Annotated in this window: 18 protein-coding genes; 11 read left to right on the plus strand and 7 right to left on the minus strand. The window is 54.1% G+C overall.

Features of this window, described 5'->3' with window-relative positions; all coding sequences use genetic code 11:
- The first annotated feature begins 209 nt into the window (after positions 1-209).
- Positions 210-1,058, plus strand: a complete 849-nt coding sequence (locus tag PUV47_RS10125) for a hypothetical protein (protein WP_274218440.1) — start codon at positions 210-212, stop codon at positions 1,056-1,058.
- Positions 1,059-1,355: 297 nt separating this feature from the next.
- Here PUV47_RS10125 and PUV47_RS10130 read toward each other — a convergent pair whose 3' ends face one another.
- Positions 1,356-2,303: a LysR substrate-binding domain-containing protein gene (locus tag PUV47_RS10130; protein WP_274218441.1), complete on the minus strand. Its 948-nt coding sequence runs from the start codon at positions 2,301-2,303 to the stop codon at positions 1,356-1,358.
- 185 nt (positions 2,304-2,488) lie between these two features.
- Between PUV47_RS10130 and PUV47_RS10135 the strand changes: the two genes are divergently transcribed.
- From PUV47_RS10135 to PUV47_RS10145, 3 genes are all read left to right on the plus strand, one after another.
- Positions 2,489-2,674, plus strand: coding sequence for a DUF1127 domain-containing protein (locus tag PUV47_RS10135; RefSeq protein ID WP_274218442.1), 186 nt, complete (start codon positions 2,489-2,491; stop codon positions 2,672-2,674).
- A 250-nt stretch (positions 2,675-2,924) separates the two neighbouring features.
- Entirely contained in the window at positions 2,925-4,574 is a 1,650-nt protein-coding gene (gene ettA, locus PUV47_RS10140; protein ID WP_274218443.1) for an energy-dependent translational throttle protein EttA, read from the plus strand.
- Positions 4,575-4,805: 231 nt separating this feature from the next.
- The gene (locus PUV47_RS10145; RefSeq protein WP_274218444.1) at positions 4,806-5,531 is read left to right on the plus strand and encodes a hypothetical protein; all 726 of its coding nucleotides are present in this window, start codon (positions 4,806-4,808) and stop codon (positions 5,529-5,531) included.
- A 289-nt stretch (positions 5,532-5,820) separates the two neighbouring features.
- On the opposite strand, the gene PUV47_RS10150 is transcribed toward PUV47_RS10145, so the two are convergent.
- The gene (locus PUV47_RS10150) at positions 5,821-7,287 is read right to left on the minus strand and encodes a beta-1,3-glucanase family protein (protein ID WP_274218445.1); all 1,467 of its coding nucleotides are present in this window, start codon (positions 7,285-7,287) and stop codon (positions 5,821-5,823) included.
- 65 nt (positions 7,288-7,352) lie between these two features.
- Positions 7,353-8,273 carry a glycoside hydrolase family 18 protein gene (locus tag PUV47_RS10155; RefSeq protein ID WP_274218446.1) on the minus strand — a complete coding sequence of 307 codons (921 nt, stop codon included), beginning with the start codon at positions 8,271-8,273 and terminating at the stop codon, positions 7,353-7,355.
- A 257-nt stretch (positions 8,274-8,530) separates the two neighbouring features.
- Here PUV47_RS10155 and PUV47_RS10160 point away from each other — a divergent pair, with 257 nt between their 5' ends.
- A complete protein-coding gene (locus PUV47_RS10160; protein ID WP_274218447.1) occupies positions 8,531-8,782 on the plus strand; it encodes a hypothetical protein in 252 nt (83 codons plus the stop codon).
- On the opposite strand, the gene PUV47_RS10165 is transcribed toward PUV47_RS10160, so the two are convergent.
- Both PUV47_RS10165 and PUV47_RS10170 read right to left on the minus strand, forming a co-directional pair.
- On the minus strand, positions 8,779-9,120 hold the full coding sequence (locus tag PUV47_RS10165) for a DUF2293 domain-containing protein (RefSeq protein ID WP_274218448.1): 342 nt from the start codon (positions 9,118-9,120) through the stop codon (positions 8,779-8,781). The genes PUV47_RS10160 and PUV47_RS10165 overlap by 4 nt on opposite strands.
- A gap of 42 nt (positions 9,121-9,162) precedes the next feature.
- Positions 9,163-11,406 (minus strand): diguanylate cyclase domain-containing protein, encoded by a 2,244-nt coding sequence (locus PUV47_RS10170; RefSeq protein WP_274218449.1) that lies wholly within the window; start codon positions 11,404-11,406, stop codon positions 9,163-9,165.
- A gap of 330 nt (positions 11,407-11,736) precedes the next feature.
- Between PUV47_RS10170 and PUV47_RS10175 the strand changes: the two genes are divergently transcribed.
- On the plus strand, positions 11,737-12,384 hold the full coding sequence (locus PUV47_RS10175) for a helix-turn-helix transcriptional regulator (RefSeq protein WP_274218450.1): 648 nt from the start codon (positions 11,737-11,739) through the stop codon (positions 12,382-12,384).
- On the opposite strand, the gene PUV47_RS10180 is transcribed toward PUV47_RS10175, so the two are convergent.
- Both PUV47_RS10180 and PUV47_RS10185 read right to left on the minus strand, forming a co-directional pair.
- Entirely contained in the window at positions 12,367-12,930 is a 564-nt protein-coding gene (locus PUV47_RS10180; protein ID WP_274218451.1) for a response regulator transcription factor, read from the minus strand. The two genes, PUV47_RS10175 and PUV47_RS10180, sit on opposite strands and share 18 nt — an antisense overlap.
- A gap of 203 nt (positions 12,931-13,133) precedes the next feature.
- Positions 13,134-14,042, minus strand: coding sequence for a hydrogen peroxide-inducible genes activator (locus tag PUV47_RS10185; protein WP_274218452.1), 909 nt, complete (start codon positions 14,040-14,042; stop codon positions 13,134-13,136).
- Between the two features lie 399 nt (positions 14,043-14,441).
- On the opposite strand from PUV47_RS10185, the gene PUV47_RS10190 reads away from it, so the two are divergent.
- The 5 genes from PUV47_RS10190 (at position 14,442) to metH (ending at position 23,940) form a co-directional block, all read left to right on the plus strand.
- Positions 14,442-15,527 (plus strand): DUF2336 domain-containing protein, encoded by a 1,086-nt coding sequence (locus tag PUV47_RS10190; protein WP_274218453.1) that lies wholly within the window; start codon positions 14,442-14,444, stop codon positions 15,525-15,527.
- A 368-nt stretch (positions 15,528-15,895) separates the two neighbouring features.
- Positions 15,896-18,013: a mechanosensitive ion channel family protein gene (locus PUV47_RS10195; RefSeq protein ID WP_274218454.1), complete on the plus strand. Its 2,118-nt coding sequence runs from the start codon at positions 15,896-15,898 to the stop codon at positions 18,011-18,013.
- 189 nt (positions 18,014-18,202) lie between these two features.
- Positions 18,203-19,231, plus strand: coding sequence for an ArsR/SmtB family transcription factor (locus tag PUV47_RS10200; RefSeq protein ID WP_425313750.1), 1,029 nt, complete (start codon positions 18,203-18,205; stop codon positions 19,229-19,231).
- 2 nt (positions 19,232-19,233) lie between these two features.
- The gene (metF, locus tag PUV47_RS10205; RefSeq protein WP_274218455.1) at positions 19,234-20,163 is read left to right on the plus strand and encodes a methylenetetrahydrofolate reductase [NAD(P)H]; all 930 of its coding nucleotides are present in this window, start codon (positions 19,234-19,236) and stop codon (positions 20,161-20,163) included.
- 30 nt (positions 20,164-20,193) lie between these two features.
- Positions 20,194-23,940: a methionine synthase gene (gene metH, locus PUV47_RS10210; protein ID WP_274218456.1), complete on the plus strand. Its 3,747-nt coding sequence runs from the start codon at positions 20,194-20,196 to the stop codon at positions 23,938-23,940.
- Positions 23,941-23,993: the final 53 nt, after the last annotated feature.

Genomic DNA, 23,993 nt, shown 5'->3' on the forward strand with positions numbered 1-23,993 from the left:
TTTTATGGGATCTATTCATAACCAGTTGCCCCTACCTGAAAAACTCAGGCGCGAATCCCATTCCTTAAACAAGTTCACAGTCAAAAGCGTTAGACTTGCGACTAGTTCACAAAATCAACCCAGTTTGATGACGAAGCACAGAATTCGTGTCAGGGCCAAGAATAAAAATGAAGTGGGCAGCTTTTTTTGCAACAGGCGCAATAGCCGTTATGCAACCCACAGGGGTGGAGCATACGGAAATACTTGGATCATGGCAGGCCGAGCAGGTCCGTCATCGATTGATCGAGTTCGTGGAGCGCACGACGCGCGCCGGGTCAGCCGATTACCTTGATATCGACATGCGCCTTGCTGTGATTGAGGCAGATGGCTTCTTGTGGGGCCCGCACGTGGGGCCTTCACCCGTTCCGGCCACAACAAAGGGCCTTCAACCAGAGGCGAGAGCCACAGACTTGCTTCAGGAGGTCCGGCTCTCTTCTTACCGTGAAAACGTTCTTCAGCGCTATCTGGAGCAGGAGCACTTCGGCAGCTCTGATGCGGTCTTGGTGCGAAATGAGCGTGCAGCGGAATTGATCGCATTCTTGCGTTCACGAGACTATCAGGTCTTGATCGTTACCAACACTGAAGCAGAGCTTGCCCGCTATCTTGCGAAGTCGCTCTATGAAATGCCACGGTCCACGGTGGTAGGGCCACGTGTCTCTCTGCGGTTCGCAGGGAAAGCGGGCGGTGTCTTGATGACCCGCGAGCTTCGCGGCACTTCGGCGGCTTCCGTGCGCGATGTTGGTCTTGCTCATATTTCCGAGGTTTACAACCGTGCCGGCATGCGGCCGGTGATGGCTGTTGGGCAATCGGGCACGCTGGAGGCCTTTCAACGATGGATGGCAGATCTCAAGAAGCCTGCGTTGACCTTGGCCTTGGAACCTTCAACGGAGGAGGGATTGGTTGATACTTGCGTCGGATTAATGGAGGGCGTTGCGCGTGACGGTTTTGGGGTGGGGGGTGCCTGTACTGTTTCCGAAGGCCTTATTGCGCGCGCTGAAAGCTTGAAGGATGAACTCTAGTTTATTGGCGGCGTGCAGCCCCAGTTTTGTTTTGGTTTAACTCTAGCCTACCTCTGATCTTCAACGCAGCGGCGCAGAATTTCTTGTGCGCGGTGGAATTTTTAAGAAAATTCAATGGAAGCGGCAATAATTCTTGAGATATGTCAATGTGTCAGCATTATGAAGCCGGTATATCTCTAATCAGCTTCGGCTGACACTCGGATGGGGGAGTGTCAACTCCTTGGGCGCACCCGCTTTAGCGGAGTGCGCCCCTTTTTATTTCAGGCTTACCTATTGGAAATATTGGTGTTTTCCGGCTCATGAGGCACTGCTTTGTGCTGCTTCAGGGTGTTTGCGCAAAGCTGCCTGAGTCTTTTGTCCTTCCGAGAGCAGCCAGCCGATGAACTTGTCACAGGCCTCTGCATTCTGGGGCTGATCCGACTTGAGAACTTCATATCCGCCTGAGACTTTCACGAAACCGAGCGGCGCGATCAGGTTGCCCAGCTCCAGATCCTGCGCAACCAAGGCTTGCGAGGCCATGGCAAGGCCAATGCCGGAGACCGCTGCCTGGAGGCAAAGGAAGAAGTGCTCGAAGCGGATTGCCTGATGTTTGGGCAATGGGCCATCCAGTCCCATCCACTCCTGCCAGTCTTCCCAAGCGTTTGGGACTGTATCTGAGTGAATAAGGGTTGTTTGCAAAAGTTCCTGCGGCGCCATGCCCTCGTGGATCCCATGGGTTTGCGCGAACGACCGGTTGCAGACCGGGCCTATGCGGTCATCCATGAGCGGAATGTGGCCCGCGCCGCCCAGCTCGCCCCCGGTTCCGCCCCAGCGAATGGCAACATCCGAGCGGCCTGTCATCTCCTCCACTTGGGTGGAGAGGGAAAGCTGAATCTTGATCTTGGGGTGCTGGTGGTAAAACGTCATCAAGCGCGGCACAAGCCAGCGCACCGCTACGGTTGAGCCGCACGCCACGACTAGAGGCTTGCCTTTTCGCTTCTCCTGCAGGTCTTCCAGTGTGCTTGAAATGTCGTCAAATGCAGCTGACAGGCGCTTTGAGAGTACGCGCCCTTCATCTGTGAGTTCCAGAAGGCGGCCACCGCGGACAAAAAGCGGGTAGCCCAGCTCCTCCTCCAGCTGTTTGATCTGACGGCTCACGGCGCCATGGGTGCGGAACAACTCCTCAGCGGCGCGAGACATATTCAGGTGACGAGACGCGCTTTCAAAGGCCCGCAGGGCTGTCAGAGAGGGGAGAGGCGCAGACATAAGTGAAACCCGTATTGTGAGGTATGCTCACAGTATTGATTGAATATTTCGATTTTATGACAAAAAGTCTGCACGTATATAGGGAAACAGAGAGCACTGAGTACACCAAAGCTTAGCTGTTTCAGAACCCCAGCGGACCGGGGCGGTCCGAAGAAGAGCAGACCAACAAAAACAAGAGGGCAGTAATGTCTATGATCACTTTTGGCGGCACTCGCCTGTTTGAAATGCTTTCCACCTGGAATGGGCGTCATGCCGAACGCGCAGCCATGCGCTCAGAACTTGCCTCCATGGATGAAGCGGTTATCCGCGATCTGGGCTTCACACGCTCGCAGCTGAAGGCACTGGCGAACAAACCATTCTGGCGCGCCTGAAGGCCCTGCACATGTTCCCATTGATTTGAGAGCTCGCTTCAGACAGAAGCGGGCTCTTTTTGATTAAAAGCAAGGCCTGTGAGATTTGTAAAGCATGGGTGCCTTAATGCGCTGCCCGGAAAACCCCCAGAAACCTAACGGGTTTTCCATGGGGTCCACGTTATGCATTGCCCCATGGCGTGCCTTCCGTTATGAGTGCTCTCCAGAGATTTCTAGTTTTTGCGAACAATTCAGGAGATGTAGGCACCCAATGGCGCGCCAATTCATCTATCATATGCACGGGGTTTCCAAAGCCTACGGTGCAAAGAAAGTCCTCGACAACATTCACCTGTCTTTCTACCCAGACGCCAAGATCGGTATCCTCGGTCCTAACGGTGCGGGTAAGTCGACCCTTTTGAAGATCATGGCGGGTCTGGACAAGGAATACACCGGTGAAGCCTGGGCCGCAGATGGGGCCAAGATCGGCTACCTGCCTCAGGAACCGCATCTGAATCCAGACAAGACCGTTATGGAAAATGTCATGGAAGGCGTTGCCCACAAGCAGGCCAAGCTGGACCGTTATAATGAGCTGATGATGAACTACTCGGAGGAAACTGCCGAGGAAGGTGCTCAGCTCCAAGACGAGATCGACGCACAGGACCTGTGGAACCTGGAAAGCCAGGTCGAGATGGCAATGGAAGCACTGCGCTGTCCTCCATCTGATGCGGATGTGACCAACCTTTCTGGTGGTGAGCGCCGCCGTGTTGCTCTGTGTAAGCTTTTGCTTTCCGAGCCAGATCTGCTGCTGCTTGACGAACCGACCAACCACCTGGACGCTGAAACCGTTCACTGGCTTGAACGCCACCTGCGTGAGTTCAAGGGTTCTGTTCTGATCATCACCCACGATCGCTACTTCCTCGACAATGTGACAGGCTGGATTCTTGAGCTCGACCGTGGTCAGGGCATTCCATACGAAGGCAACTACTCCGTTTATCTGGAGAAGAAAGAAAAGCGTATGGAACAGGAAGGCCGCGAGAACATGGCTCGCTCCCGCGCGATCAAGCGCGAGAAGGAGTGGATGGGCATGTCTCCGAAGGGCCGCCAGACCAAGTCAAAGGCACGTATCAAGGCCTATGACGATCTGCTGGCCGCACAGGAAGAGCGTATGCCGTCCATTGAGCAGATCATGATCCCGGTTGGAGAGCGCCTCGGTGCGAACGTGATCGATGTTGAGAACGTGTCCAAGGGCTTTGGCGACCGCCTGCTCATCGAAGACCTGTCTTTCAAGCTGCCTCGCGGTGGTATTGTTGGTGTGATCGGTCCGAACGGTGCGGGTAAGTCTACCCTCTTCAAGCTGCTGACCGGCCAGGAAAAGCCAGACAGTGGCAGCGTAACGCTTGGTGACCGCGTGCACCTTGGCTACGTTGATCAGTCTCGTGACAAGCTGGATGACAGCAAGACCGTATGGGAAGAAATTTCCGAAGGCGCTGAGGTGATCTACCTCGACGGCAAGGAAATCAACTCCCGTGCCTACTGCTCTTCCTTCAACTTCAAGGGGCCTCAACAGCAGGCGAAGGTTGGCGACCTTTCAGGTGGTCAGCGTAACCGCGTCCATTTGGCGAAGGTTCTGAAGTCTGGCGCAAACGTTCTGCTGCTCGACGAACCGACTAACGACCTTGACACTGAAACGCTTGCGGCTTTGGAAGATGCCCTTGAAAACTACGCCGGTTGCGCTGTGGTTATTTCGCACGATCGTATGTTCCTTGACCGTCTTGCAACACACATGCTGGCCTTTGAAGGTGACTCCCACGTTGAGTGGTTTGAAGGTAACTTTGAAGACTACGAAAAGGACAAGGTGCGCCGTCTGGGTGCTCATGCAGCAGACCCAACCCGCATCAAGTACAAGCCGCTTACCCGCTAAGCGACTTATATTCCTGACTGAAAGGCCCGCTCTTGCAGCGGGCCTTTTTTGCTGTATCCAATTGTCTCGACATCTCGCGGAGATATTTGATTTTAATTAAATAAATTCACTTTTAGTTACTTCGATTGTGTGTAAGCATATATCATGAGATCAAAATTCATAATTCAATCCAAGATAAAACATATATTTATTATAGATTTATATTATCTGAAGATGAGACTTTAGTCTTTTATGCCAGCAAGTGTTCAAGCGTTTTCCCTAGTTTTACTTATATTCCCGGGTGTTCTTTCCTACGCTTCAATGTGCTTTTTCTTGAACTCGAAGATTAGGCCCAGTAAATTCGAGGCAATATCTCTAATTGGTATTTTTCTCGTATTGATAATATATTTATGTAATGTTATTTCAACGTTTTTACCTTATTTTGAAGGCGCTTTTTTTCTTAAAAATAATGAAACTTTGGATAAATATATAAACGATTTTTCCATTTGGCCATTTGTGATTGCCGTTCTTGTTGGTTACGTGGCTTCTGTTTTTCCCAACTCTGGTTATTTTTACGATGCTCGAAAGAAGATTGCCCCTCGCATTCCTCAGTGCGTAAGGGGTTTATTCGCTTCCATTTTTGGTTTCAAAAGTAGAAAATCTTTGCAGTTCCCATGGGAGGTCGTGTTTAACGAGAACAAAAATCGATTGTGGTTGACCGTGAGATTCCAAGATGGCACAGCGCTGACGGGTTCCCCTAAATATTTTTCTGATGACTGGAGAAGTGAAATACATCAGCTGTATTTAGAAGAATGTGTTTGGTATGTCCCGAAAAAACAAATGCACTCTTTTGTCAATTCAACTGAAGATGAATACATTAAGAAGCCCGCTTCTTTCGTTTTATTGAGAGAATTAAGTGCTGTTGTTGCGATTGATATGTTCGTAGACGGAGTTTCTTCCGAAGATTTGAGAGAGTAAAATGATGGTGAATGATAGAGACAATACCCGTGGCCAGTCCAGCCAGAACCAAGAGAACGACAACAACAGGAAACAGGAACAGCTTAATGAAGAAGCTGGGGTTAGTAATTCTAATATAGATAGAGTTATTAAACGTTCAACCAGCGAGAGCAAGATTCCGAGCGGTGGGCGTCCTAAGCCGTAGCTCATTTGGCGTATTGGAGGCCTCCATCGCGCTAACAACTTCCCTAAGAGTAGCGCGATGGAAATAGTAGCCCGCTCTTACAGCGGGCCTTTTTGCGTGGTGACGTCATGGATGGGGTGGGGGTTTTGCGCCACTCTGCCATTTCAGGTTCGCGCCCCAGGTTAGATTGGTGTAGCCCTTGGGTGCCTTGTCCGAGGATTTAGGCGGCTTGGAGCCATCAACCCAGATGTGATGACCCGTCAGGCATTCGCCTTCAACGACGTCGCCATTCTTGATCCAGATGTAGTGATTTTGGTGCTCGCTTTTTCCAGTGAACTCCATTTTCGTCCATTCAGTCAGGTAAGGCAGGAAGCCGCCGTAAGCACCTTGTTCACTTGGCTCGTAGGTGAAGCCGTTGATCTTTATTGACCCGAGGTGATCGCTGCCTGTGCCAATGCCAAACTGATAGAGGCCTGCAATGGGTTGTACCGGGTACTCCTCATAGTAGCCCGTCTGTGTATCCTGCAAAACATGCAGTGTGACTGGCTTTGTCGCATCCGCCCGTATCAATGTCTTCAGGTTGCCATCCGCATAGGAGAAGCCGTAGGAGTTGGTGTATTGATGAATTACTTCAGCATACTGATTGCCGCCATACTCGAAAGGCTTCATTCCTGTGAAGTATTCACTGTCGTTGGGGCCGTTCTCACTGAAGTAACCCTCATTGAAACCTACGAGGATGTTTCGGATGACGGAGTTCAAGATCTTCTTTAGACCTGCATGTGGGTCGTTATTATTTACGGGTATGTTGAAAGGCTCGGGCTTGCCATTGTAGAGATAAGTGCCGCCCGCACATTGGTATAGGGTCTTTGTAGTAAGGTTCTTGTCGTCAATGGTGATCGTGTTGCCATTGCCGTCCTTCAACTCCATCACGTTGTTGTTTTTGTTCTTGGCAGGATCGGTGAACTGCCCTTTGAAGGTCACGGCGCTCTTCCCTTTGGGTGCGTCGGAGGTGATGGACACTGGCGCGTTGGCCTCGCATAAACGCTTGATGTATGGTGCGAAGGATGCGTAACTTTCTGGCGCGTGTATGGGCGACAAGACCTTAATGTATCCGTTTTTGCAATGCACCTTAGCCTTAACGGGCCGTTCCTTGGTGAAGATCTTCTCTAGCGCGTCAATCAGTGAGTGCTCCTGAGGGTCTTTCTTTGGGGCCTTCATGGGCAACAGGGTTCCGAGGCTAAATGGCTTGCCATTTTCGCTGCCAGTCAGGGCAAGTGGCAGGCCTGTAATGTCCACATTGGTAAGATTGATCCAAAGGGTGCCGTCCTTTTCGGTTTTGGTGAACTCAATCCAACCAAAATAATGATCGTCATCCAGATTTGGCGCGGGGGAAACGGGCCCAACGCTGACATAAAGGCGTGCAGCTGTGATCGTCTCAAAGCTCACTACGGTGTCCTTGGACAGCTTTGTGGGTTTGTTGAGCTGTATGGCGTGTTTTGGCTGTTTCCCTTTCTCCATGTTCTTTGCCGTCAGCAGGACATAGATTTCATCATCGGTTCTGTTGTTCTGAATGGTGATGGTGGTTTGGGTCATGGCTTTTTCCTCTTTGGCGCATAAAGACAAAGGCGGAGCTTGGCTCCGCCTTGAGAGGTTTTGGTCTATTCCGCGGCTTGGGTTGAGGTGCTGGAAGAGCCGGCCTCGATGGCTGAGTTCATGGCTTCGATCCAGCTCAGAACATTGTCTGAAGACGATGCGCTGGTCGCAAATTGCCAGCCCATGACGCCGCCGAAGTCGGATCCCAGCTCCTTGGCGAGCGGCGTGACCACATAGCTTGCCAGATCATCGTCATCGAGGTAGCCACTGCTCGCATTGTCTGAAGTGGTTGGCTTGCCAACGAGCATTTTGCTGACATCGAGGCCTTGAGCCTTGATGCCCATGATGCTGGAGGGGAACACTGAGCTGCCGGTCAGTCCGGCTACCTTTTCTTCCTCATCGGAGCCAGAGCTGCCGACGTACCAATCGTTGTTGTAGTACTGGATGTTGAAGAGATCGATATTGTCGCCCGCGTTCTTGGCGATTGTGCTGTAAATATCTAGATCGCTGCCCGTGTAGAAATAGGGGCATTGTGGAGCGTGGGTGATGAAGTTCTGAGAACTTGGCAAGGCGGACTTCAGAGCGCTTGAAAGGTCTAGAAGGAAGGTGGTCGGGTCGTAGCTGCCATCTGAAATTGCGCCTGTGTCTTCCCAATCGATGTCGACGCCGTCGAAATTGTACTTTTCAACGAAGGCGGCAATCTGTGAAGCGAAGCTGCTGACATCGGATGCCGCCGCTTTCCAAGCGCTGGACGCAAAAACTTCGCCGCCCACAGAAACCAGAACCTTGCGCTTTCCATTCTCCTTGGTGCTGGAGATGATGGAGGGATCCTGCACGGCCGCTTGAAGCGGATAATCCATCTGCAAAGTTGAGCCGTCTTCGGAGTATAGGAAGGCCTGAATGGCAATGGTGCAGGAACTGCCGATCAACCCGGTGATGGGAACGTTGGTGTTGTCTGCATAGATGACGATCTGAGATGAGGACATCGTTCTTCTCCTTTTTGGGTCGTAATGACCTAAACGGAGTGACGATTCTTAATGCAGGTCGTGAGGGGAGAGCGAGGCGATTTAGGCGGCATTGTCACCCCTCGGTAAATGGCCCCACGATACTTTGACTACAAAAAACTGCGTATAAGGTTCAATTCTGCGGGGTGCCTCTACGTAGATGTGCGCAATTGCCGCATTGCTTGAGAGCGTTCTTTGATAAATATCAAATTCAAATAATTCTAATTAGCAGGTTCCCCATGAGTGTAGTCGAAGAAAGCGCGCTTGAGCGCGACCCATTATTTATGCGCCTCCTGTTCCTTGTGCCGGTCATCGGTTGGCTTTTCCGCGATGCCGTTCATGGCAAGAGCGACGCGAAGTACTATTTTTGCGCCAATTTCTTTGTGATTTGGGGGCTTGCGATCATCTTCTTCGGTTATCCGGCCATTATTGTCCCCGCGCTTTGCCTGGTTTTCCTGGCCTTTACGTGGATCGTGGCCGTTTGCCGCTAACAAGATTTGTTCGGGGCGAGGGGCTCCTGCCCCTTGTCTGTCATAAGCTCATCTTCCGTGATGAGCATGCCCCATTGATCCAGCACGTCGAGCATCTCCGGCAGGACACAGTAGCGGGCCGCATCGCGATCCATCCCTTCATCCATTAGCGTGTCGTAGTCGGTGTAGTTGTGCCGAACGTGGGTAAGCGCACAAAGCTTGAGCGATATCGCAGGGGGCAGGTGGCGCAAATGGTGGGCATTGGCCATTTCCTTGATGTCTTGGGCGTCAGCATATGGCACGTGCGGTAGCAAGGTTGCCAGCGCGGTCGCCATGTCTCGCTGCCGTTTGGTTGCCATTTCCGTCCTTCATGCCCGTGCTCTGCGCCAATGGGCGTGTCGTCAGTGCGTGCCAGTTCCTTGCGCGATCGAAGGTGCAGCCGCCCCATTAATATTCCATTGGGGGCACAGGTTCAGCAAGTGCCCCAATGATACCGCATGAGCACTTCCACCGCGCTGGCCGAGCATGCCGCCTAGTTGGTCAAATGTCCATTCCTGAACGTCGCTGCGCAGGTTCGTTGCGACAATGGACAGATTCAGGTTTCGGGCAACGCCAAAGCCAGAGGCAAGTAGCAACCGGCCATTGCGCTGGCTGGAAAGCTGCTCGATGACTTGGGCATCCATCTTCAAGAACCGCAGGTTAAGCTTGCTAAGATAGGACAGGGAGGCGATGCCGGAGCCAAAATGGCTGAGGCAAATGCCAAAGCCCATTTGACTGACGTCTTGAAGGCGCTGAACCACACCCATGTGGTTGCGCGGCGTGATCTTGCTTTCGTTGATCTCAATGGTGATGCGCTCGCGGGCAATACCTGCATGGTCTGTCAGTTCAACGAGTGTGCTAAGAAAACTGGACCGGAAAAGAGCCTGAAGTGGTGTGGTGACAGTGACGTTCTCGAACGGGAATTGATCGGAATCCAGACGCTTGATGTCCGTGATGGTTTGCTCCAACGCCAATGCATGAAGGTCTGCAATCAGACCGTAGTCACTCAGGCTGTCGTAAAGTCCCCCTTCGCGGCTTTGTCGTCCGCCCAGCTTGGGAAGGCAGGGCTGAGCGGCCAGATGCCTGATCTCATTGGTCTGCAGGTCAATGATGGGGCTGTAAGCCAGTTCGATGCGACGCGTTTCCACGGCACCTCGGGCCCGCTCCGCGATGGTGGCCGAGCGGTCGAGCCTTTGTTGCATGCCCTCTGAGAACAGCTTGGTGCAATTGCGCCCCTTGTTCTTGGCGGAATAGAGGGCAACATCGGCGAAACGGATCAGATCCTTGGCGTTATCTGCATGGCGCGGATAACAAGCGGCACCAATGCTGACGCTTGGGTGAATGAGCTGGTCTCCCAGCTTGACGGGCGCTTTAATGAGTTCCGGCAGGTCCTTGATGGTCTGCTGCAGTTCGGCGCAAGTGATGGGCTCCAGTAGCACTGCGAACTCATCCCCGCCGAGGCGGGCCACCAGATGGCCGTTGTCTTCGAGTCTTTTCAAGCGGTTTGCGACTTCCTTCAAGAGTGCATCGCCAAACTCGTGACCCATGGTGTCGTTGACCAGCTTGAGGTGGTCCATATCTACCATCAGCAGGCCTATCTCATGAGACTGTTCAGCTGCTCGCGTAAAAGCGCGCTCTACGCGTTTGTCAAACGCGAGGCGGTTGTGCAATCCGGTCAGCTTGTCGGTGACGGCCAATTGCCGAACCTCTGCTTGCTGTTGCAGCTGCGAGGTCACGTCCATGATTGAGATCAGCCACGCGTCCTCCGAGCCATTGCGCGTGCGAGATACGCGCAGCTCATGCTCCGCGGTGGACGGGCCGCGCACCTTCAAGGTCGCCCCTAGCTGGCAGGTGCAGTGGCTTGTGAGTTCGTCGAACTTGTCACTCAGCTGGTCACCGCTTTCGATTTCGTAGATCTGGGCGAGGGTCTCGCCGCGTGCGCTAATGCCTTCTTCCTTGAAAAGGCGGCGGGCAGCCCGGTTGATCTGAGAAATCTGCAACTCATCCGTCCACACCAAAAGGGTGGGGCAGGGGTGGTCCTCAAAAGGGAATTGCTGGCGGTCTCGATCGCATGGAGCGGTTGTTTTTGCACTGCCGAGCGATGCAGGCATCACCCCCTTGCGTGGGGTGCCGAGTGTGAAACTCGGCTGCGGCTTTCGGGGCTCAATCTGGTTAGTTGAGCCGAGGCCGGACAGGTTGGCGGATATGGCCTCTGCGAGCCTGCCCAAATAGGCCAAGGGCTTGTCGTCAAGGGCGAGGCCGTCTTCTGCCGGCAGCATGACAAGGGCGCCGATAATTTCATCATCAAAGCTAATCGCGGCTGCCGCCTCAATGCGATCATTCGGCAGGCTTGCACGGGAGAGTTTGACGGCTCCCTGCCTGGTGTCGAGCGTATCTCGTAGCCAGACCAGCGGGGCCCTTGCGGTGATCATGGACTGATCTGGTGCCAGAATCCGCCAGGTAGAAAAGCAGATAAAGCGCACAGGCTTTTCATAGAACAACTCGAGAGTCTGCAAAGCGGTGGCCATGAACTCCCAGTCATGCAGCCACGGCAGTTGCTGCGCCACGCTATAAACGCTGCGGGACCTTTCGGCGACTCTTGTCATTTCTGCTCTCTGATAATTTAGTAAAACTTGCTTGGGTTTGCATTATAGTAATTTGTTGTTTGTTGACCTCTTGATTGTGTGTCTACCCTAAAGATTTGAAGGGCTACTGGTCGCCGTATTCAGTAAGTTTTACATGGTTATAAAAAGCAGTCTGGGGATAATCACAGGAAATTACCCTTCGGAATGCAGTGAGATCATCAGGAGGGTGTTGTTTTAGTCGGCGCTTTTTTGGCAATGCATGAGATGAGTGGATTTTTGTGATTGCTGCAGGTGATATTTTGAAAAGTATTATATTTCCAAATTGACGTTTTGCATTATATATAAGGAGCTATGAATGAACGCACGAAAAGCCGCCTCCTATATGCGCTGAAGTCTCGTGGTCCGCAAACCTCTGCGGAGCTCGCGAAGGGTCTTGGTGTGACCACAGTTGCCATCCGACAGCACCTTGACGGGCTTTCGGAGGATGGGCTGGTGGCCTTTGAGGATATCAAAGGATCTGTAGGGCGGCCCAAGCGGGTGTGGTCCTTGTCAGATAAAGGCAATAGCCAGTTTCCAGACAATCACAGCAACCTGATGGTCGAAATGCTGGATGGCATTCGTGAAATTTATGGCGACAGCGGTATTGAGAAGCTGATTGAGCGCCGGGAAAATACGGCCCGCGCCCAGTATTCTCAGGCACTTGATGGTGTGGAGGGGTTGCCCGACCGCCTTAATGTGTTGGCAGATCAGCGCAGCCGCGAAGGCTACATGGCTGAAGTGGCGCCGGTGGGGGATGGGAGCTACCTGCTCATAGAGAACCATTGTTCCATCTGTGCGGCGGCGGCCAAATGTCAGGAGTTCTGTCGCTCAGAGCTGGACATTTTTCGTGAGATGCTAGGTCCGGAATGCTCTGTTGTGCGAGAAGAGCACATTGTCTCGGGGGCACGACGGTGTACTTACCGGGTGCGGCCGATCCGTGGATCAGGTGAGGCGGGATAACAGGATCGCCAGTTCTAGGCGGCTGTTCACGTTCAACTTCGCGTAGATGTTCTTGCGGTGGGTGCGCAGTGTGTTGTGTGTGATGCTCAGCGTTTCGGCAATCTGCTGTTCTGTTTCCGTGCCTGACAAATGCTCCAACACGGAAGCCTCTCGCTCGGTCAGATAGAAGATCCGCGCGGCCCTCAGGATCTTGACTGACCAATCGGCCTCCAAATCGGTGATGAACATAAGGATGCGGCCTGCGCTTTCATCACGCTGGCGTGCGCCGACAACCTCAATATGAAGCGGGCGTAGAAACTCAGTTTCGCGGCGAATGACAAATTCGCTGGCTTCGTTGCTGCCCTCTTGTTCAGTTGCCTTGGCCAGTGCGGCCAGAAGCTGTTTTTGTGCAGCTTGTTCGACCAGCTCCACTTTGCCCAAGAACAGCCGAAAGTAGTTGGCGTTTGTCAGCAGATTCGTTGCCGTTGCGTTGACTGCCGTAATGGTGGCGTCGGCTTCCAGCAACACCACGCCGCGATTCAGCCGGTCCATCGTGTCAAACAACACTTCCATTTCCCGCGGAGGTGCGTTTAGCGCAGAAGAACTAAGCTTTTCGGTGGTGTTTGAAGGCAACATCTAAACTAGAGCTTTCAGGTCCGCTCCGCTGCGGGCCGAGTGTTTAATTGGCTTTTCAATTTAAAGATGGCGAGAATTGGTACAACACTTTCGCCCGATCAGCAAAATCCCATAGCCGCTATTTCAAGTGTAAATTAATTTTCGTCAAGAATTTTTTCGTCGTACTTGCTGCGAATGATCCGTTGAAGCTGTTCGAAAAGGGCTGCGCGGGGAGACGACTTTCGCCAGATCAGGCCAACTTGCCGAGAGGGTTGTGGCTCCTCAAACCGCAACAGAGCGACTCGCTCATCATTGACTTCGGCTGGGATGCAAATCTCCGGCAAAATGGTGACTCCGTATCCATTGGCAACCATTTGCATGATGGTTGCGAGGCTGGTGGCGCCCAGGCCATCGCCAAATTTTGGAGACCAGTTCCCGCAGAAGTCTAGGGTTTGAGCGCGAAGGCAATGTCCTTCCTCCAACAACAGCATCCTGTCGAAATCGAGCGCGATCGGTTTGATGCGCCGCCGCTCGTCGAGATCCGGCGCGTTCTGAGTGGCGAGTAGGAACCGGTCAATGAACAACGGCCTTTGTTCAAGCTCCGGATCATCGATGGGTAGCGCAAGAATGACAGCGTCCAGCTCTGAGTTCTTGAGTTCCTCAACCAGAGTGTCGGTCATGGTTTCGCGAAGCCGCAACTCAAGGTCGGGAAGCTCGTCTGCGATTGCAGGCAGAATGGAGGGGAGCATGTAGGGCGCAAGCGAAGGAATGATGCCCAGATGAATGGCACCGCCATAGGCGTTTTGAGCCTGTTGTGCGTAGTCCTCCAGGTCTTTGATCTGACTGAGTATCTCTGCTGCGCGCCGAGCGACAACCTTACCCTCGGGTGTGAGAGCGCAGGTTTTTGAGGAGCGTTCTACCAGCGTGAGGCCCAGCGTGGTTTCCATGTCGCGGATTTGCATGGACAGAGCGGGTTGGGAGATGGCGGCGGCCTCAGCTGCTTGCCCAAAGTGCTGAGTCTGTGACAGATGCCAAAAGTAACGGAGTTGTTTGAGTGTAATCATTTAATCAGTATAGCTTATGAAGATATCGATGAAAGGATGCTCTTTCTTATCGAGAAGATTTTGGATCGGCAATGGCCAGAGTTGAGACCTCTCGCCCTCATGGAAAAGTGTGCCACTAGTTGAGGCGGTCCAATGCCGGCTAAAAGTTGTCTGCTAAGCAGAGTACACCGTTCCTATCATGGTGGAACGCAAGGGAAATCCTCGTCTGGCGCTAAGTGCGCGGGATGGTTGGTGTGCTGATGGGGAGCTGGTAAGCCTCTCATATTAAGAGCTTTTTAACACTAACAAAAAGCTTTGGTTCAAAACTGCAATTTATTCAAAACATAATCCGCTGAGATATTTTTTCTTCAGGCGCGCGTGATAATTTTAAGAAAATTTGTGAGAGATGGTGCTTCGTACATGTCAGTCATGACTAAATCGAACTTAGTTGATTTCGACGCCCTGGCGGCTGAGAAGGATGAAAAGCGTCGCAGCGAGCTTGCACGGCACGTGGCGTTTTTGTTCTCACGAACATCAGAGCGGTGCTCTGATGAGCAGATTGCTATCTATGACGATGTGATGGTGCGGCTCTCTTCGATGATTGAGCAGCAAGCCCGCGCTTATTTGTCAGAGTGTCTGGCGGAGTTGCGCCGTGCGCCAGAACAAACAATTCGGTTGCTGGCAGAGGACCATATTGAGGTCGCTGCCCCAATCCTGAAGTCTTCAACGGTTCTTCGAGATCTTGATCTGCAAAACATTGCGAACAAGGCCACCAATGATCACCGATTGGCGATTGCGCAGCGGTCCATTCTGCCCGAAAGCGTGACCAGCATTCTTGTTTCCAAGGGCGACACTCCGGTCAAACGCACAGTCGCTGCCAATGCGGGAGCCCAGCTCAGTCATGACAGTGTGGACGATCTCATTGGGGACGCGGAGAGTGACGAGCTTTTGCAGCAAGCCTTGGGAAATCGGGAGGATCTTGTCGAAAGCCAGATCCAGCAGTTGATCGAAGTTGCCAGTGAAGAGGTGAAGATCCAGCTTCTGCAAAAAGGCCGCATGGAAGAAGCAGGGCGGTTGTCGCAGGCCGCTAACGTGGCAGCAAGCAAGCTCAGCAACGAGTTCTGGCTGGGGCGGTATGACTTCGAAACTGCAGAAGGTAAGGTCTATGCCATCGCCCGGGAGGGGCGTCTGGGAGAGCAGCAGCTACGCCAGTTCGCAGAGGAAGACCGTTTTCCTGAAGCTGTGGCAGCGTTTTCAGTTCTTGCCCGTTTGGGCGCGGAAGAAGCCCGGCATTGGATGGTTCGCCCGGATACTGAACCCTTCATCATTGCCTCCAAATCAATTGGATTGTCACTCATGACAGTTCGTGCGCTTCTTGCCATTGGCCCTTGGCGCTACCGCCTCTCCAAGGTCAAGCGCGAACATGCGCTGGAGTTGTTCCAGCAGTTGTCCTTGAAAGAGGCAACACGCATGTTCAGTATTTGGGGAGAACGAAAACTGGATTAAAGACGCGCTTTATCTTTCTGGTTCTGAGCAGCATCAATACGCTTAATGCGGTTTCTTATTTTAGTAGTAAAGAAACTGCATAGGTGTATTTTGGTATTTCTAGTTGCCTGAGTTGTTACCGGGAGGAAGTCGTGTCCTTATTCTGTTTGCGTTCTGGGAGAGATGGTTTCGCCCTGCGCAATGAGCGTTGTTCATTTTCGCGCTCTGTTGTTCTCGCTTTTGCTTTCTTGTTCGCACTCTTGTTTCTGGCGGTCTCCCCGAGTTCAGCGCAGCTCAACCTATTGCTCAACAAACAGCAGGAACAAACAGAGGCCAGCACATCAGCGCCAGCCACAGCGGCCTCGGAAAGTCAATCTGTGAGCTCTTCCATGCAGCATGCGGAGGAGCTTTCGATGGAAGCCGCCTACGCCTTTGAAGAAGAGTTTCGGGGCCTTTTGCTTGAGCTGAGAGACGCTCCGCAGCAAGTCGCAAGCGCAATCATGCGGGTGAACCCCGATGGTCGGACCGGTTGGATCTACTGGGCGATCGGCATTGCGTTGGCGGCCATCATTGTCGGGTACTTTGTTGGCAATTCCCTGCAGCGGTGGGGCAAGCTGAACTTTCTAGACCTTTATTCCAAAAGCCCAGACGCGCGAACGGAGAAGATCGGCTTTCTTCTGACACGGGCAATAATGATGTCGCTCGCCGTGCTGACAAACGCTGTTGTCTCTGGCGTCATCATTCTTGCTCTGTCCAATGGTCACCCGGCGACGCGTATGACAGCCATGACCATTTTGCTGGGTTATCTGTTGTTCCGGGGCATTAACATCGTTGCGTACAGCGTGCTCGCGCCCCGTTATTCGGGCTATCGTATGGTGCCCATTGAAGATCATGTGGCCAAAGGGCTTTATCGATCCTTCATGGCTGCGGTGCTGGTTACGGCGGTTGCATTGAGCGTTTGCATGTGGTTGGGCCAGATTGGTGTTGCCACAGCCGCGCACAAGGCAGCCCTCATACTGACCGCCTTGCTGGCCGCTGTTCTTTTGAGTGTCGTCGCGTTGATGTTCCGACAAGCGATTGGGCGTGCAATCAGCGGAGAGGCTTCCGGGCACGAGAACCCGGCTAAATGGCGCATGATGCTTGGCCGTTTCTGGCACATTCCGGCTTTGGTCTATTTTGCTTTTGCGTTTTTAAGTTCCATGCACCGGGTTGTTCTGGAGTTGCCGTCGCAGCTCGGACTGGTGATTGCGCCTATTGAGGCAGCACTCGTTGCGATGCTGGCCTATGGATTGCTGATCCTGTTGAATGACCGGGTCTTGTTGCCCCGACGCGACAGACCAGAGGCGGTCGACAGACTGGTCGTTGCCATGGAGGAGGAGGCTGCGGCCAAGGGCGAGCAAGTGGATGCCGATGAGTTGAGGGCACAGGCGCGAGCTACAGCCATGGAACAAGAACACGCCCGCGAGCCTTATCGTGATTTGGTCGACCACGGTGCCCTGATTCTGATCGTGCTTATTGGCTTTGGTTGGCTGTTTGCACGCTGGGGCGTCTCCATTGTTCAAGATGATACGTTTATCGGCAGTTTCTTTGAAATCTTTATGGTCATGTTTCTTGGCTACATGTCCTATCGGGCAGTGGCCTTGCTCATCGACACGCAGATGGAAAAAGAGGGCGGTGGCAACGGCAATGAGCCGGGCGAGAGTGAAGTGGGGGGCGCGGGTGAAAGCCGAATTGCAACCCTGTTGCCGATCTTCCGCAACTTCCTGCTGATTACCATCGTGGTGATTTCTGTGATGGTGGTTCTGTCGGAGCTGGGTGTCAACATTGCTCCACTGTTCGCCGGTGCTGGTGTGGTTGGTCTGGCCGTTGGTTTTGGTGCTCAAACGTTGATCCGAGACATCTTCTCAGGCGCCTTCTTCCTCATTGATGATGCGTTCCGTAAGGGGGAGTACATTGACATTGGCGAAGTGAAGGGCACCGTCGAGAAGATATCGATCCGGTCCATGCAGCTGCGTCACCACAACGGGCCGCTTAACACCGTGCCGTTTGGAGAGATTCAGTTTGTAAAGAACTTCTCCCGCGATTGGGCCATGATGAAACTGGCGTTCCGTGTGACCTACGATACGGACGTTGAAAAAGTGCGCAAGCTGATCAAGAAGTTTGGTCAGAGCCTGCTGGAGCACCCGGACTATGGGCCGAAGTTCCTGCAACCGGTAAAGTCACAGGGCGTAACGGCGCTGGAAGATTCAGCCATGATTGTGCGCGTGAAGTTCATGACCAAGCCGGGTGACCAGTTCGAGTTGCGCAAGGTGGTCTATGCCGGAATTCGCGACATCTTCGCCCAAGAGGGCATTCATTTTGCCCACCGGGAGGTGAAAGTTCGTTTGTCCGATGAAGATCAGACACGGGAGCTCACCGAAGAGCAGAAGCGGGCGATCGCCGGCGCGGTTTTGCCTGCGGTTGAAGAGCAGCAGTTGAAACAAGCTGCCGGTGGAGATGACCGCTGACATCAATCTCATGCGTGAATAATGGCGCGGGGCCGTTGGTCCCGCGCTTTTTTTCGCTGTAGCCGGAGCGGGTGCAACACAGAAACGATTTTTTACAGCGGTAGCGCACTTGGAGTAACTTTTTCCTTGCACGTATAAAGATATCTTTATATCAACTTATCCAGTGAGTGTAAGGGACAGGTTGAAGCGGTGATTGAGAGCGTACGCCCCAACAACAATCGTAGAGCTGGAGTGGATGAGCTGGTGGCTTGCCTGCGGGCTTCCGGTGAGACCACCCGTATACGGCTGCTTGCCCTGCTCAAGGAAGGGGAGCTGACGGTTAAGGATGTGACCAGCATTCTCGGCCAAAGTCAGCCTCGCATCTCTCGGCACCTCAAACTTCTTTCGGAGGCGGGCATTATCCAGCGTTATCCAGAGGGCGCGTGGGTATACTACCGTCTGGGAGATAGCGGCAGTGCAGCGGTTGCTCGCACGATCCTCTCCCATGCCGATCCTGATGATCCGGTCCTCGCGGCTGATCGAGAGCGCCTTGAGGCGCTGCGCCGGGCCAAGGCTGAGGAGGCTGCGGCCTACTTCGCATCACGCGCTGACAGCTGGGATCAGGAGCGCAATCTTCATGTGCCTGACGCTGCTGTTGAAGCTGCGATGCGCAAGGCGGTTGGTTCGAAGCCTTTCGACAGTTTTCTAGATCTGGGCACAGGGACTGGCCGCCTGCTGGACCTTTTTCAGGATCAGTACAGCCGTGGTATTGGCATCGATGCCAGCCAGAGCATGCTTTCTGTTGCCCGCGCCAACCTTGCCAAGGCTGGCGTCAACAACGCTCAGGTGCGGCAGGGGGACATCTATGCGCTGCCAATCCCGCCACGTTCAACCGATGTGGCTGTGATCCATCAGGTTTTGCATTATCTGGAAGAGCCGTCCCGGGCAATCACAGAGGCTGCTCGCACGTTGCGCCCCGGTGGGCGCTTGCTCCTCGTGGACTTTGCGCCGCACGATCTTGAGTTTCTTCGCGAAAAACACGCGCACCGCCGTCTCGGTTTTTCCCATGAGCAGGTGGCGCGCTGGTTGGATGATGCCAACCTCGACCTTGTGAAACAGCAGGACCTTTGCCCCGAAGAAGGCAAGTCCGAACAACTGACAGTAACCCTTTGGCTGGCGCAGGACCGACGCATTGCAACGGACCTTCCCGTAGCCGACCCTACCCAGGAGCTTGCGTAACAATGGCTGATCTTGATCCGGGCCGCCGCTATAGATTGAATGGCGCCTCAGATATCGCCGTATCCTTTGAGTTTTTTCCGCCTAAATCGGAAAAGATGGAGCAGACTCTCTGGAACTCCATTGAGCGTCTTGCCCCTTTGCAGCCTGACTTTGTCTCGGTGACCTATGGTGCTGGCGGCTCTACCCGTGAGCGCACGCACTCCACTGTTGAGCGGCTTGTGCAAGAGACCAACCTGAAACCGGCAGCGCACCTGACTTGCGTGGACGCCACCAAGGCAGACGTGGATGAGGTCATCCGCGCCTATTGGGATGCGGGTGTGCGCCACATCGTGGCCTTGCGCGGGGACCCGGCAGCAGGTGTGGGTGAGAAGTATGTGCCCCATCCTGAAGGGTATCAGAACACGGCTGATCTGGTCGCCAGCATCAAGCGCATCGGTGATTTTGAAGTCTCGGTTTCGGCTTATCCGGAACGACATCCGGAAAGTCCCAGCTGGGAGGTGGAGATGGATGTCTTGAAAGCCAAAGTGGATGCGGGTGCCACGCGCGCCATGACCCAATTCTTCTTCAACAACGACGATTACCTTCGGTATGTAGACCGTGTGCGTGCAGCAGGTATCGACATTCCAATCGTGCCGGGCATTGTGCCGGTGACGAGCTTCAAGGGTATTTCCGGCTTTGCATCCAAGACAGGTGCGTCTGTTCCGCAATGGCTGGCCCGCCGCTTTGAGGGCTTGGATGATGATCCCAAGACCCGAGAGCTGGTGGCGGCGGCTGTAGCTGCCGAGCAGGTGCTTGATTTGGTCGATCATGGTGTTAGTGAGTTCCACTTCTACACCATGAACAAGGCAGATCTTGTCTACGCCATTTGCCATATGCTGGGTTTGCGTGATGCAACCCAATCGTCCCAATCTACTGCGTTTGCCGCGGCCTGATATTACGAAGAAACCAGAAAAGCAGATAGAATGAGCATTTCCGCCAGTCCCAAAAAATCCGATGTGTTCAAGACACTGAGTGACGCTGCCAAAGAACGTATTCTGGTTCTTGATGGCGCGATGGGAACCATGATTCAGGCCTTGAAGCTGGATGAAGACGGCTATCGCGGGGAACGGTTCAAGCAGTGGCACATGCCGCTGCAGGGGAACAACGACATGTTGGTCCTCACCCAGCCGGATGCCATCCGCAAGATTCACTTCCAGTACCTGGAAGCTGGTGCGGACATTGTTGAAACCAACACGTTTTCCTCCACCAGCATCGCGCAGGCCGACTACGGCATGGAAGAGTTCGTTTATGAACTCAACAAAGAAGGGGCGCGGCTTGCAAAAGAAGCTTGCGAGCAGATGCTGGCCATTGACCCTTCTCGCCCGCGCTTCGTCGCAGGCGGCCTTGGTCCGACCAACCGGACGGCCTCGATCTCGCCAGACGTGAACAACCCTGGTTTTCGTGGGGTGACCTTCGATGAGCTGCGTATTGCCTATGCGGAGGCGGTGCGCGGCCTGATGGATGGCGGCTGCGATCTCATTCTTGTCGAGACGATCTTCGACACATTGAACGCCAAGGCGGCGCTGTTTGCCATCGATGAGGTCTTTGAAGAGAAGGGCGTGGCGCTGCCTGTGATGGTGTCCGGAACAATCACCGACCTTTCCGGACGTACACTCTCTGGTCAGACCCCGGAAGCATTCTGGAACTCCATTCGTCACGCCCGTCCGTTTACCGTGGGCTTGAACTGTGCGCTGGGCGCCAAGGAGATGCGCGCTCACGTGAGTGAAATCTCCCGTGTTGCGGACACTCTGGTGTGCGCCTACCCGAACGCGGGCCTGCCGAACGAGTTTGGCGAGTATGATGAAAGCCCGGAATACATGGCGAGCTTGCTCAAGGAGTGGGCTGAATCCGGCTTGATCAACGTGGTGGGGGGGTGCTGCGGGACCACACCTGCGCACATCAATGCGGTGTATGAGGCGGTGAAGGACATTGCCCCGCGCACAGTGCCGGAAGTTGATCGCTTGATGCGCCTCTCGGGCCTCGAGCCCTTCACGCTGACCAAGGAAGTGAACTTCGTCAACGTAGGTGAGCGCACCAACGTGACCGGTTCAGCCCGGTTCCGCAAGCTCATCAAGAATGGGGATTACGCGACCGCTTTGGATGTTGCGCGCAGCCAGGTGGAAAACGGCGCGCAGATCATCGACATCAATATGGATGAAGGCCTGCTCGATAGTGAGGAGGCGATGGTTACCTTCCTCAACCTGCTGGCGGCGGAACCGGATATCGCCCGCGTGCCGATCATGATCGACAGCTCCAAGTGGACCGTGATTGAGGCGGGCTTGAAATGTGTTCAGGGCAAGCCGGTGGTGAACTCCATCTCCCTCAAAGAGGGGGAAGAAGCCTTCCTTGAACATGCCCAGTTGGTCCGGCGTTACGGTGCGGCTGTGGTGATCATGGCCTTTGATGAGACCGGGCAGGCCGATACCTTTGAGCGAAAGATCGAGATTTGTAAGCGCAGCTATGACACGCTCGTAGAGAAGCTGGACTTCCCGCCGGAAGACATCATCTTTGACCCGAACATCTTTGCGGTTGCCACAGGTATTGAGGAGCACAACAACTACGGCAACGACTTTATCAACGCGACCAAATGGATCTCTGAGAACCTGCCGCACGCGCACATCTCTGGCGGCGTGTCCAACCTGTCTTTCTCGTTCCGCGGCAATGAGCCTGTCCGTGAGGCCATGCACTCCGTGTTCCTGTACCACGCCATTCAGGTTGGTATGGACATGGGCATTGTGAACGCTGGTCAGCTGGCTGTTTACGACAACCTGCCGGGGCAGCTGCGTGAACTCTGCGAAGATGTGGTGTTGAACCGCCGCGACGATTCCACGGATCGCCTGCTGGAAGTGGCCGACACGTTCAAAGGCAGTGGCGGCAAGAAGCGCGAAGTCGACCTGACTTGGCGTGAAGGCCCCGTGGAAAAGCGGCTCGAGCACTCGTTGGTTCACGGCATCACCGATTACATTGTCGAAGACACCGAGGAAGCGCGGTTGAATGCCAAGCGCCCACTGCACGTGATTGAAGGTCCGTTGATGGACGGCATGAACGTTGTGGGTGATCTGTTCGGCGCGGGCAAGATGTTCCTGCCGCAGGTGGTGAAATCCGCCCGTGTGATGAAGGCCGCTGTTGCCCATCTTATGCCGTTCCTTGAAGAGGAAAAGCGGCTGCTTGGCCTCGATGAGAAATCGGCCAATGGCAAAATTCTCATGGCAACTGTGAAGGGCGATGTGCATGACATCGGCAAAAATATCGTCGGTGTGGTGCTGCAGTGTAACAACTTCGAAGTGATCGACCTAGGTGTGATGGTGCCGACCTCAAAGATCATCGAGAAGGCCAAGGAGCATAAGGTGGACATTATCGGTTTGTCCGGCCTGATCACGCCTTCCTTGGATGAGATGTGCCATGTGGCCAGCGAAATGGAGCGTGAAGGCCTTGATATGCCGTTGCTTATTGGCGGCGCGACCACGTCGCGTGTTCATACGGCGGTGAAGATCCATCCAAATTACAATCGCGGTCAGGCGATCTATGTGACTGATGCAGGCCGTGCCGTTGGTGTGGCCTCGCGCCTGATGGCAGAGGGACAGCGGGATCCATATTACACGGAGATCCGCGAAGAGTATGAGAAGATCGCCGATGGACATGCGCGCTCGCGGAACCAGAAGGCGCGCACCACGCTGGCTGAAGCTCAGGCAAACGCCTACAAGCCGACTTTTGAAAACCACCGTCCGGTGAAGCCGTCGTTCCTTGGCACCAAGACCATCGAGAACTTCCCACTGGAAGAACTGGTCCCGTACATCGACTGGACGCCATTCTTCATGACATGGGAGATCAAGGGCACCTATCCCTCGGTCTTGACTGATGATCGATACGGTCCGGCGGCCCAGGCGCTCTACAACGATGCTCAGGAGATGCTCAAGGAGATCGTGGAGAAAAAGCTGTTGCAGGCCAATGGTGTGGTAGGTTTTTGGCCGTGCAGCCGTGAGGGTGACGATATCATCGTCTATGAAGACGAGAGCCGCGAGAAGGAGCTGTCACGCTTCTTCACCATCCGCCAGCAGATGTCTCGGACCAGCTCCGACCGCAAGAATTTGGCGCTTGCCGACTTCATCGCGCCGGCCGAGCTGGGTATCGACGATTATATTGGCGGGTTTGCGGTGACCTCTGGCCACGGCGAAGAAAAGCTGGCCGAGTATTACGCCTCACAAGGGGACGACTACAACAAGATCCTCAGCCAAGCGCTGGCGGACCGCCTTGCCGAAGCTTTCGCCGAGAAGATGCACCAGATGGTGCGGACCGAGTTCTGGGGCTACGCTCCTGATGAGGCGCTGAGCAATGAAGAGCTGATTGGCGAGAAGTATGATGGCATTCGTCCTGCGCCGGGCTATCCTGCTCAACCAGACCACACCGAGAAGGAGACGCTGTTCAAGCTGCTCGATGCCACGAACCAAACCGGGATCACGCTGACTGAGAGCTTTGCCATGTGGCCGGGCTCTGCGGTGTCGGGCCTCTATTTTTCCCATCCGGAGAGCCATTATTTTGGTGTTGGCAAGATCGAAGAGGATCAGGTAGTCGACTATGCGCGGCGCAAAGGCTGGGATCTGGAAACCGCCGAGCGCTGGCTTGCGCCGATCCTGAACTACATTCCAGCACGGCGAGAAGCCGCAGAATAGCGCCGTTTTTGGCCTCATATTCAACAGCATCAAGAGGGTGGTCCTGCGGGGCC

This window comes from Pseudovibrio exalbescens (assembly GCF_028737195.1).
Taxonomy (GTDB): domain Bacteria; phylum Pseudomonadota; class Alphaproteobacteria; order Rhizobiales; family Stappiaceae; genus Pseudovibrio; species Pseudovibrio zosterae.

Coding starts and splice junctions, on each gene's coding strand:
- PUV47_RS10125 (WP_274218440.1), top strand. CDS start 210: ATGCAACCCACAGGGGTGGAGCATACGGAAATACTTGGATCATGGCAG.
- PUV47_RS10130 (WP_274218441.1), bottom strand. CDS start 2,303: ATGTCTGCGCCTCTCCCCTCTCTGACAGCCCTGCGGGCCTTTGAAAGC.
- PUV47_RS10135 (WP_274218442.1), top strand. CDS start 2,489: ATGTCTATGATCACTTTTGGCGGCACTCGCCTGTTTGAAATGCTTTCC.
- ettA (WP_274218443.1), top strand. CDS start 2,925: ATGGCGCGCCAATTCATCTATCATATGCACGGGGTTTCCAAAGCCTAC.
- PUV47_RS10145 (WP_274218444.1), top strand. CDS start 4,806: ATGCCAGCAAGTGTTCAAGCGTTTTCCCTAGTTTTACTTATATTCCCG.
- PUV47_RS10150 (WP_274218445.1), bottom strand. CDS start 7,287: ATGACCCAAACCACCATCACCATTCAGAACAACAGAACCGATGATGAA.
- PUV47_RS10155 (WP_274218446.1), bottom strand. CDS start 8,273: ATGTCCTCATCTCAGATCGTCATCTATGCAGACAACACCAACGTTCCC.
- PUV47_RS10160 (WP_274218447.1), top strand. CDS start 8,531: ATGAGTGTAGTCGAAGAAAGCGCGCTTGAGCGCGACCCATTATTTATG.
- PUV47_RS10165 (WP_274218448.1), bottom strand. CDS start 9,120: ATGGCAACCAAACGGCAGCGAGACATGGCGACCGCGCTGGCAACCTTG.
- PUV47_RS10170 (WP_274218449.1), bottom strand. CDS start 11,406: ATGACAAGAGTCGCCGAAAGGTCCCGCAGCGTTTATAGCGTGGCGCAG.
- PUV47_RS10175 (WP_274218450.1), top strand. CDS start 11,737: ATGAATGAACGCACGAAAAGCCGCCTCCTATATGCGCTGAAGTCTCGT.
- PUV47_RS10185 (WP_274218452.1), bottom strand. CDS start 14,042: ATGATTACACTCAAACAACTCCGTTACTTTTGGCATCTGTCACAGACT.
- PUV47_RS10190 (WP_274218453.1), top strand. CDS start 14,442: ATGTCAGTCATGACTAAATCGAACTTAGTTGATTTCGACGCCCTGGCG.
- PUV47_RS10195 (WP_274218454.1), top strand. CDS start 15,896: ATGCAGCATGCGGAGGAGCTTTCGATGGAAGCCGCCTACGCCTTTGAA.
- metF (WP_274218455.1), top strand. CDS start 19,234: ATGGCTGATCTTGATCCGGGCCGCCGCTATAGATTGAATGGCGCCTCA.
- metH (WP_274218456.1), top strand. CDS start 20,194: ATGAGCATTTCCGCCAGTCCCAAAAAATCCGATGTGTTCAAGACACTG.